Annotated in this window: 2 protein-coding genes and 1 pseudogene; all 3 read right to left on the bottom strand. The window is 69.7% G+C overall.

Features of this window, described 5'->3' with window-relative positions; genetic code table 11:
• Positions 1–112: 112 nt before the first annotated feature.
• Positions 113–448 carry a hypothetical protein gene (locus tag U9983_RS27420; RefSeq protein WP_322756783.1) on the bottom strand — a complete coding sequence of 112 codons (336 nt, stop codon included), beginning with the start codon at positions 446–448 and terminating at the stop codon, positions 113–115.
• A gap of 188 nt (positions 449–636) precedes the next feature.
• Positions 637–831 (bottom strand): helix-turn-helix domain-containing protein, encoded by a 195-nt coding sequence (locus tag U9983_RS27415; RefSeq protein ID WP_322756782.1) that lies wholly within the window; start codon positions 829–831, stop codon positions 637–639.
• Between the two features lie 19 nt (positions 832–850).
• A pseudogene (locus U9983_RS27410) lies at positions 851–1,072 on the bottom strand (replication initiation protein); the annotation flags it as partial.

Genomic DNA, 1,072 nt, shown 5'->3' with positions numbered 1-1,072 from the left:
ACTACGTGATCGGCTACGCCGACCCTGGACCCGTCCGGCCCCCCGGCAGATCAGGCGCTTACCAGAGGAACGGAAGAAAAATGGGGTAGAAGCGAAAGACCGCGACCACCGATCAGAACGGCGAGAGCTGCGCGGGAACCCTACGATACGGGGCGATGTCCGGCACCCAGCCACCCGCCGGACCAGGACCGTGTGATGGACGAGTTGCCGGGAACGCGGCGCCCGGGATCGCGCGGAACACCAACACGATGTCAACGTCCCCAAGCGCTTCGACGAACACCGCGTCGGTGGGGATCGTGACAGCGGTCCGGGCGATGTCGAAGGGGTCTGCGCCCGGCTTGACGGTCATCTCGTAGTAGCCGTGGCCGGGGGCGTCGAGGCGGACGAAGGGCTGTCCGTCGGAGGGGTCGCGCGGTGGGCCATGGTCAGGCGGAATGATGGGTGTCACGGTCTGCGCTCCTTGGATCAGAAGGGGTGCGGATCCAGGCCCCGGTGTGGTGTTCCCGCACCCACCGGGGCCGCTTATTCGATCTTTCTGTTGTGACGGTTTGCGACGTGTCCCGGGTGGACCGCGCGCCAATGGGCCGGTCCGGGCGAGTTGCCGAACACCAGCCCGCCGCCGCCGCGCGAGGGTGGTCATGCTGCCGCCTCCCCGTCGGAGAGCCCGCGGAGCCGATCCACGTAGGTGACGAGTGCGGCCCGCGGGATCCGCCGTGCCCGGCCGATCCGGACGGATTCGATCAGTTCGGCGTTGAGTAGCTCGTACAGGGTGGTTCGGCTCACGCCGAGCAGGTCGGCCGCCTCAGCCGGGGTCAGAAGGAGCTTGTGCACGGTTCCTCCGGTCGTCGGGTCAGGCCGCACGGGGCATGCCAGGGTCGGTTGCCGAAACCGGGTGGGGATCTCCGCGTGCCGCACGGGCCGCGTCGAGTTGGGCGCGCCAGCGGTGCCGGTCCGCGACCGCGCGCAGCAACAGATGTTCCCGGCGGGGCGTCGCCGGATCACCGGGCCGGAGGAGCTGCCAGACCACCCGGTCGGAGTTGCCGCCATCGCCGGTGTCGCCGGTGTCCCCGTT

It is taken from the genome of Protofrankia sp. Cas3, assembly GCF_963555955.1.
In the GTDB taxonomy this organism is placed as follows: domain Bacteria; phylum Actinomycetota; class Actinomycetes; order Frankiales; family Frankiaceae; genus Protofrankia.
Note: the sequence above shows the minus strand (reverse complement) of the source record. Positions and strands in the feature narration are given on the sequence as shown.